This is a genomic window from Streptomyces sp. NPDC054932 (assembly GCF_053610205.1).
This window is the reverse complement of sequence record NZ_JBSGXU010000280.1, coordinates 1-8115: the sequence shown is the minus strand read 5'-3', so window position 1 is coordinate 8115 and position 8115 is coordinate 1. Positions and strand designations below refer to the sequence as shown.

Genomic DNA, 8115 nt, shown 5'->3' with positions numbered 1-8115 from the left:
CACTATTTACTTCGTGGGCTGCGTCTTTTGTGTATAAGAGACAGCCTCCCCCGGGCCCGACCACAGCTCCGGCGGGCGCCCGCCGAGGGTCGTGCGCCCGCCGGTACCCACCCCTGCTCACCCTCATCTCCCTTCCCTCCCAAGGAGCACCCTGTGAGACGCAAGCGAGTTCTGCCGCTGGCCGCCCTGCTGCTGTGCACGCCGGCCCTGGCCGGCACGGCGCCTGCGGTCGCCGCGCCGCAGGCCGCGCCCGCCGGCCCGTTGCGGATCCTGCTCACCAACGACGACGGCTACAACGCGCCGGGCATCCGCAAGGTCTTCGAGCGCCTGACCGCCGCCGGACACGACGTCACGATCGTCGCCCCGCTCACCAACCAGAGCGGGGCCGGCACGAAGATGTCGAACGCCCCGGCGATCACGGTGAAGCACCCCGAGCCGAAGGTCTGGGCCGTCGACGGCACCCCGGGCGACTCCGTCGGTTTCGGGCTGGCCGAGGTCTTCGCCGGGGACGCCCCCGACCTGGTCGTCTCGGGCACCAACTTCGGCCCGAACGTCGCCGGTCTCGCCACGCATTCCGGTACGGTCGGCGGCGCCGTCGCCGCACTGGAGCACGGCGTGCCCGCCATCGCGCTGAGCACCGGGGGCCTCACCGTGCCCGATCCCGTGACGACGGTCAACGCGATGGGACCGACCGTCGAGTTCGCGGTCAAGCTGATCGACCGGCTGCGGGCGAAGGCCCGCTCCGGACCGCTGCTGCCCAAGGGCGTCGGCCTGAACGTCAACCACCCGGTGGTCGGAGCGGACGGCAGGGGCACGGCCGCGGGCGTGTCCCCGACCTTCCAGGATCCGCAGACCGTGCTCGAACCGGACTTCACCGACGCGGGCGACGGCACCTGGAAGATGACCGTCAAGGTGGACCTGCGCCCCGCGGCCAAGGGCGGTGACATCGAAGCACTGGCTGCCGGCCGGATCGCAGTGAGTCCCATGAGCCCCGACTGGAACACCGGCCCGGTCGACCACGCCGTGACCTCCGCACTGATCGCCGGGCTCCGCCCCTGACGAGCCCCGGCCGGGGCGGAGCCCGCACCCCGCTCCGCCCCGGCCGGCCCGTGCCCGGGCCGAACCCGGCACGGCATCACGACGGAACGGCACGGCACGGCACGGCACGGCACGGCACGGCACCGCATCGGCAAGAACCGGCAACACTCCAGGAGGACGGATGAAGAGGCCCGGGAAACGGCTGCCCTCGGCAAGGTCCCTGCTCGGTACCGCACTCGCCCTGATGGCCCTGCTCGCCCCGGCACCGGCGGCCGCGGCACCGCTGTCGCCGCCGTCCGGCGGATCACCGCGCCCGGTGGTCACCCTCGGCCAGGGCGGCGCCCTGCGCGGCCAGTCCCGCGACGGCGCGCAGGAGTTCCTCGGCGTCCCCTACGCCGCTCCCCCGGTCGGGGACGCACGGCTGCGGGCGCCCGCGCCCCCGCCCCGCCTGCACGGGGTGCGGGAGGCCACCCGGCAGGCTCCCGCCTGCCTGCAGTTCTCCCCCTTCGGTCTGAGCGATCCGGCGGCCGTCAGCGAGGACTGCCTGTACCTGGACGTGTACCGGCCCCGGACCGCCCGCCCCGGAGCCCGGCTCCCGGTGATCGTCTGGATGCACGGCGGCGCGTACAGCCAGGGAACGGGCACCCAGTTCGGCGGGCGGACCATGGCCGATCTCACACGGAGCGTGGTCGTCAGCACCAACTACCGGCTGGGGCAGCTCGGCCATCTCGCGCTGCCCGAGCTCGGCCGGGAGAACGAGTGGCGCTCCGGGTCCTTCGGACTGATGGACCAGATCGCGGCGCTGCGCTGGACCCGGGAGAACATCGGCGCGTTCGGCGGGAATCCGGGCAACGTCACGATCTCCGGGCAGTCGGCGGGCAGCGGTTCCGTCTGCGCGCTGCTGGCGGCCCCGTCGGCCGCCGGGCTGTTCCACCGGGCCGTGCTGCAGAGCGGACCGTGCACGTTGCTGGCCCCGCCGGACGGCGTGGAAGCCGAGGCGCAGGCGCGGTCCTTCGCCGCGCGGGCGGGATGCACCGCTCCCGCGGCCGGGGTGGCCGCCTGCCTGCGTGCCGCCTCCGGGGCGGCGCTGGTCGAGGCGGCCCGTACGCTGCCCACCCGCGGTCCGGCCTCCGGTGACGGGCTGCTGCCGGTCGCTCCGGCGCAGGCCATCGCGAGCGGTGCCTGGAACAGGGTGCCGGTGCTGATCGGGAGCACCCGCTCCGAGGGCCGCTTCTTCGTCGCCCTGACCCAGCCGCACCTGACCGCCGAACAGTACGCGGCGCAGGTCCTGGCGGGTTACGGGGCCGCCGGACCCGAGGTGCTCGCACGCTATCCGGTCGCGGCGTACGGGACGCCGTACCTGGCGCTTTCGGCCGTCATGACGGACTCGACCTTCGCGTGCCACACCGCCTGGACGGCGCAGCTCTTCGCGTCCCAGGTCCCGACGTACGTCTACGAGTTCGACGACCCGAGCTCGCCGACGCTCGCGGGTGCGCAGGTGCCCGGCCTGGACGAGTCGAACGCGCACAGCGCGGAGCTGGCCTATCTGCACGACTTCACGATGGGCGAGCGCCCGCTGACCCCGGTCCAGGTCGCGCTCGGGAACCGGATGAAGCGCTACTGGGCGGCGTTCGCGCGCTTCGGCGCCCCGGTGGTGGCGGGCCAGACCGCGTGGCCGCCGGCCGGGGCCGGCGCCGCCGCCGCGGTCCTCACCCTCAACCCGTCGGCGACGCGGACGACCACGTCGTTCGGGGCGGAGCACCAGTGCGCCTTCTGGCGGACCCAGGCTCCCCGCCCGCTCTGAGTCCCGCCGCCTGCGCCCCGCCGGTGTCAGGCCGCCCCGGCGGGGCGCGGCCGGCGGTCACGGATCCGGAGCACCACGACGGACGCGGCCGTCAGTGCCACCACGACGGCCGCCATCGTCAGCAGCCAGACCGGGACGCCGCCCACCGTGAGCAGTTCGCCGTGGTAGACCACCCTGCGGTACGGGGTGTCCTTGGCGGTGGCGCGCAGTTCGTGGTCGCCGTCGATGCGCCCCGGCACCGGGAACCGCTGGTCGATTGCGGTGAGGAACACCGGCTCGGCGCCCGCCAGTTCGGCGAGCGGTCCCTTCTCGGGGTGAATGGTCCCGGCGAAGGTCACCTTCGGTGCGGAGCCGCCGATGGCGGAGGCGGGCTCCATGCGATGGTCGGACAGGACGTACAGACCGAGGGACTGCGGGGCGACGGCCATTCGGGACAGTCTCATCGGGTAGACCAGCCGGTCGCTCTCGAAACGGATCCTCAGCGGGTCCAGCTCGCCGCGCAGCGGCTTGCCCTGCAGGCGCGGGGCGAGCCGTACCGCCACGTACTCCCAGCCCTGGTCCACGTACGGCTTGACCTCGGTGACGAGCGGGTCAGGGAGGTTGAAGCCGTTGCTCTCCAGCCAGTTCTTCAGGGCGGCCGGGTCGGTGGCGGTGAGGCGCGCGACGTCGAAGTCACCGAGCTGTTCGCGGCCGACGACGCCGACCGGCGGCGCCGCGCCGCCGGGCGCCCCGTCCCCGACGCCGTCGCGCGTGCCGGAGGAGAAGGGCCAGTCGCGCCCACGCGGCCAGAAGTAGCCGCGGCTCTTGTGCTCGGGCCTGGTCAGCCGGTCCAGCTCGTCGAACATCCTGCCGTCGCCCAGCTCCACCGTGGCCCGGCCCGGCACCGGCATGATCCAGGCGGCCCGATGGGCGTCCCCGTCGACGGTGAACCGCATGACTATCTGCTCGGTGCGGCCGTCCCAGCGCACGACGGAGGTCTCCCGGTCGACTCCGATGCGCGACGAGCGGTCGGGAATCATGGCCCCGCACCCGCACGCGTAGGCCGGGTTGACCAGTGCGCCCAGCTGGGTCGCGAGCAGGGCGAACAGCAGTGCCAGAATTCTTCGTTTCATCCACACGGGGTCTCAGACGAAGGCCCCGGAGATCCGGTTCCGACCCCCCTCGCCGACCACTCCGACCTGGCCTCATACTGTGCCCCATGACGGGGAGCGACAAGCGGCAGCAGGCTCTGCTGCGCCGGTCCGCGGTGCTGGGCAGCCCGCTGGTTCCGGATTCGGTGGTGGCGGAGATCGCGCGGCACGACTGGGAGGCCATCGTGTGTGGCTGCGGCCGGTCCGCGGGCCATCTGGTGGACGCGGTGCGGGATGCCGCCGAGGGCCACCCTTCGGCGTTCCACGCGCTGGAGGGGCATGTCTTCTTCGCGGAGAACCTGAAGCCGCCCGCCCCGGCGGTGTGCGGTGTGCTGATGGCCGTGTGGGCCGCGCAGCCGCCGCGGCGGGCCACCCGCGAGGCCCTCCTGTGGACCCTGCTGGCCCTGCTGTGCACGGTGGACGACGGCGGCACCCACGAGGCCGGACTGCACGGGCAGTGCGCCGCCTTCATCCGTACGGGTGTCGACGGCTTCCGCCGTGAGATCGCCGCCGACCCGGGCTCCGGGAGCGCCGCGTACGCGGAGGGCATCCTGGACATCCTCGGCCTGCCGGTCTGAGCGGGTGGCTCCTACGCGGTCGTGCTCAGGCACCGCCGCAGCCGTGCCACGGTGACGTCCTCCAAGGATTTCGCGAAGGTCCGCGGCGGTGACGCCGGGACCGCCAGCAGGGAGGGGACCACCAGGACCGCGCAGCCGGCCGCCTCCGCGGAGGCGGCGCCGTCCGGCGAGTCCTCGACCGCGACGCAGGCCTTCGGTGCGAGGCCGAGGCGCCCGGCGGCCGCCCGGTAGGGGTCCGGGTGCGGCTTGGTGCGGGCGGTGTCGTCGGCGGACAGGGTGAAGGCGAAGGGGACATGGGCCAGGGAGCCCCCGACCACCGAGTCGACGACGACCCGCGGTGACGCGCTGACCAGGGCGAAGGGGACGCCTTGCGCCTCCAGTGCGGTCAGCAGCCGCTGGGCGCCGGGCCGCATCGGCGCCCCGGCCTCCACCCGGCGGAAGAAGCTCTCGGTGAGCGCCGCCGCCACCCCGGACGGGTCTCCCCCTCCCGAGACCCGTACGAGGTGGGCGGCGGTGTCCTCCACCGCGCGGCCGACGACCTCCGGCGCGTCCGCGTCGGTGAGGCGGTGCCCGAGGCCGCCGGCTATCTCCTCGGTGGTCCGCCACCACAGCACCTCGGTGTCGACGAGGGTGCCGTCCATGTCGAACAGGACCGCGGCGAGGGCGCTCACGCGGGCCCGGCCACGACGAGCACGGGCCGCTCGGCCAGGCCCACGGCGGCGCGTGCGCCCGGTACCAGGGCTCCCGCGTCCCGCGAGGGCAGGTCGGCCTTGACGGCCACCCCGCCGGGCAGTTCCAGGTGGAGCCGGGTCACGGAGCCGAAGAAGGAGGCGGAGACGACGGTCGCGGTGCCTTCGCCGTCGGCGGTGACGGTCACGTTCTCGGGGCGTACGAGGACCTGCACGTCCGGCGTCGCAGGCACCGGGCCGTCCACCGGCAGGCGCGCTCCCGCCACCTCCACCAGGCCGGAGTCCGCGAGCCGTCCGGGCAGCCGGTTCATGGTGCCGACGAACTCGGCGACGAAGGCGGTGGCCGGGCGGTCGTACAGCTCGGCCGGGGCGGCGCACTGCTCCAGCTTCCCGGCGTTCAGGACGGCGACCCGGTCGGCCATGGACAGCGCCTCCTCCTGGTCGTGGGTCACGAACACGGTGGTGATGCCGAGGGAGAGCTGGAGGCGCCGGATCTCCTCGCGCAGGTTCGCCCGCACCTTGGCGTCCAGCGCGGAGAGCGGCTCGTCGAGCAGGAGGACGCGCGGGCGCAGGGCGAGGGCGCGGGCCAGCGCGACGCGCTGCTGCTGGCCGCCGGACATCTGGTGCGGGTAGCGGTCGCCGTGGTCGGGCAGGCCGACCAGGTCGAGGAGTTCGGCGGCGCGTTCGCGGCGCTCGGCCGCACCGACCTTGCGTACGCGCAGGCCGAAGGCCACGTTGTCGCGGGCGCTGAGGTTCGGGAAGAGGCTGTAGGACTGGAAGACCATGCCCGCGTCGCGGCGGTTGGCCGGGACCCGGGTGATGTCCTCGCCGTCGACGAGGACCTCCCCGGAGTCGGGCTGCTCGAATCCGGCGACGACACGCAGTGCGGTGGTCTTCCCGCAGCCGGAGGGGCCGAGCAGGGCGAGGAGTTCACCGGGTTCGACGGTCAGGTCGAGCCCGTCGAGGGCCACGGTGGATCCGAAGGCCCGGCGCAGTCCGCGGAACTCGACGCGGGCGCCCACGGGCTGGTCGGGATCCGCCGGCTTCCTGGCCGCGGGCAGGGGGGTGGGCGTGGTGGACATGGGCTCAAGGCTCCTTGCGGGAGGTGGTGGCGGGTGCGGCCGCGGCCGTGGAGGGGGTGGTCCCGGCCCGGGAGAGGGCGATCAGCAGCAGCCAGGTGATCAGGAGGCTGAGGATGGAGACGGCCACCGACATACGGGCCTGGGCGCCGGAGATCGAGACGATCCACACCGCGAAGGGCTGGAAGCCGAGGAGGGAGGCGATGGTGAACTCGCCGAGCACCAGGGCCAGGGTGAGGAAGGCGGCGCCGGCGAGCGAGGCCCGCAGGTTCGGCAGCAGCACCCGCAGGACGACGTACGGCCAGCTCGCGCCGCAGCTGCGGGCGGCCTCGACCAGGGTCGGCACGTCGACGGCGCGCAGCCCGGCGTCGAGCGAGCGGTGGACGAAGGGCAGGGCCAGGACCGTGTGGGCGAGGACCAGGACGACGGGGAACTCCTCGTTCTGGACGGCGATGAAGGTCTGGTAGAGCGGGGTCCGCGACAGGTGTTCCGGTCCCCAGCGCAGCACGGTGGTGATGCCGGTGACCAGCGCGATGGGCGGTACGACCAGCGGCAGCATGCACATCACCTCGACGACCGGGCGCAGCCGTGGGGATCCGATGCGTACGGCCACCAGTGCGGGCACGGCGAGGAGCAGCGACAGGGCGATGGTCGCGGCGGCGAGGCCGAGGGAGAGCAGCAGGCTCTCGGTGAAGCCGTCGGCGGAGAGCAGTTCGGTGTACGCCTCGAAGGTGACGCCCCGGCCTGGTACGTGCACGGTGAAGACGAACGAGGCGATGAGCGGGACGAGGAAGTAGGCCCCGGCCAGGGCTAGGACGGCTCCGTGCCAGACCCTCGGGCGAGGGCGAGGGCGAGATTTGAGGCGACCTCGGGGGCGGAACCGGGCGGTGCGCGGCGGGGTGGGCCGTGCGGCGTTTTCCGGGTGTGCGGTGGTCGGGGTCATCGCAGCCATCGGGCGCTCCGTCGCTGGAGGGGCAGGTAGACCGCCATGACCAGGGCGGCGATCAGGATCATGTCGAGGCCGAGGGCGAGCGCGACGTTCTCCTGGCCGGTGAGCACGTTCCCGGACAGCGCGTCCGCGATCTTGAGCGTGACCAGGGGGACGGAACCGCCGACGAGGGCCGCGGCCGTGGCGTGTGCGGCGAAGGCTGTGCCGAAGAGCAGCACGAACCCGCCGAGCAGGGAGGGTGCGAGGACGGGCAGGCCGACGTGGCGCCAGAACTGCCGGCCGGTGGCTCCGCTGCTCTGGGCGGCCTCGCGCCATTGCGGGCGCAGTCCGTCCAGTGCGGGGGCGATCACCAGGACCATCAGCGGGATCAGGAAGTACAGGTAGACCACGGTGAGGCCGGTGAAGGAGTACAGGTTCCAGCCGAGCTCGGCGAGGTCGGCGAGCCGGGTGACGACGCCGGAGATCCCGACGGTGGCGATGAAGGCGAAGGCGAGCGGTACGCCGCCGAAGTTGGCGAGCACTCCGGAGGCGGTCAGGGCGGCATTGCGCAGGGCCGCGGACCGGGAGGTGACCACCGCCTGGGCGATCACCACTCCCAGGACTCCGCCGACCAGTGCGGTGAGGGCGGAGAGCTGGACGCTGCCGATCAGCGAGCCGAGGTAGGGGCCCTGGAGCGAGCGGGCGAGGTGCTCGCCGGTCACCCGGGTGGCGCCGCTCGCCGGGTCGGTGCGGGTGACCGCGCCGAAGGCCATGGCGCCGAGCGGAATGCCGAAGCAGAGCCCGGTGAAGGCGAGGAGCGGGAGGGTCGCGAGCCAGGTGCGCGGGCCGCGGGGGGGGGGGCGGGGGGC

General features: G+C 73.8%; 8 protein-coding genes. 3 read left to right on the top strand and 5 right to left on the bottom strand.

Annotation, left to right across the window (positions count from 1 at the left end):
- Positions 1-153: 153 nt before the first annotated feature.
- Positions 154-1059 (top strand): 5'/3'-nucleotidase SurE, encoded by a 906-nt coding sequence (gene surE / locus ACWGE1_RS38635; protein WP_453425150.1) that lies wholly within the window; start codon positions 154-156, stop codon positions 1057-1059.
- 160 nt (positions 1060-1219) lie between these two features.
- A complete protein-coding gene (locus tag ACWGE1_RS38630) occupies positions 1220-2842 on the top strand; it encodes a carboxylesterase/lipase family protein (RefSeq protein WP_453425149.1) in 1623 nt (540 codons plus the stop codon).
- Between the two features lie 26 nt (positions 2843-2868).
- Here ACWGE1_RS38630 and ACWGE1_RS38625 read toward each other — a convergent pair whose 3' ends face one another.
- Positions 2869-3954, bottom strand: a complete 1086-nt coding sequence (locus ACWGE1_RS38625) for a DUF2330 domain-containing protein (protein WP_453425148.1) — start codon at positions 3952-3954, stop codon at positions 2869-2871.
- Between the two features lie 86 nt (positions 3955-4040).
- Between ACWGE1_RS38625 and ACWGE1_RS38620 the strand changes: the two genes are divergently transcribed.
- Entirely contained in the window at positions 4041-4550 is a 510-nt protein-coding gene (locus ACWGE1_RS38620; protein WP_453425147.1) for a hypothetical protein, read from the top strand.
- Positions 4551-4561: 11 nt separating this feature from the next.
- Here ACWGE1_RS38620 and ACWGE1_RS38615 read toward each other — a convergent pair whose 3' ends face one another.
- From ACWGE1_RS38615 to ACWGE1_RS38600, 4 genes are all read right to left on the bottom strand, one after another.
- Positions 4562-5221 (bottom strand): HAD family hydrolase, encoded by a 660-nt coding sequence (locus ACWGE1_RS38615; protein WP_453425146.1) that lies wholly within the window; start codon positions 5219-5221, stop codon positions 4562-4564.
- On the bottom strand, positions 5218-6321 hold the full coding sequence (locus tag ACWGE1_RS38610) for an ABC transporter ATP-binding protein (RefSeq protein ID WP_453425145.1): 1104 nt from the start codon (positions 6319-6321) through the stop codon (positions 5218-5220). Before ACWGE1_RS38610 ends, ACWGE1_RS38615 begins: the two co-directional genes overlap by 4 nt.
- Before the next feature lie 4 nt (positions 6322-6325).
- Entirely contained in the window at positions 6326-7270 is a 945-nt protein-coding gene (locus ACWGE1_RS38605; RefSeq protein WP_453425144.1) for an ABC transporter permease, read from the bottom strand.
- Positions 7258-8115, bottom strand: an 858-nt coding sequence (locus ACWGE1_RS38600) for an ABC transporter permease (protein ID WP_453425143.1), incomplete at its 5' end; no start/stop codon positions are given. The genes ACWGE1_RS38600 and ACWGE1_RS38605, both read right to left, overlap by 13 nt.

Bases quoted from the DNA above. Each gene is read 5' to 3' on its own strand.
- ACWGE1_RS38630 (WP_453425149.1), top strand. From the start codon at position 1,220: ATGAAGAGGCCCGGGAAACGGCTGCCCTCGGCAAGGTCCCTGCTCGGT.
- ACWGE1_RS38625 (WP_453425148.1), bottom strand. From the start codon at position 3,954: ATGAAACGAAGAATTCTGGCACTGCTGTTCGCCCTGCTCGCGACCCAG.
- ACWGE1_RS38620 (WP_453425147.1), top strand. From the start codon at position 4,041: ATGACGGGGAGCGACAAGCGGCAGCAGGCTCTGCTGCGCCGGTCCGCG.
- ACWGE1_RS38610 (WP_453425145.1), bottom strand. From the start codon at position 6,321: ATGTCCACCACGCCCACCCCCCTGCCCGCGGCCAGGAAGCCGGCGGAT.
- ACWGE1_RS38605 (WP_453425144.1), bottom strand. From the start codon at position 7,270: ATGGCTGCGATGACCCCGACCACCGCACACCCGGAAAACGCCGCACGG.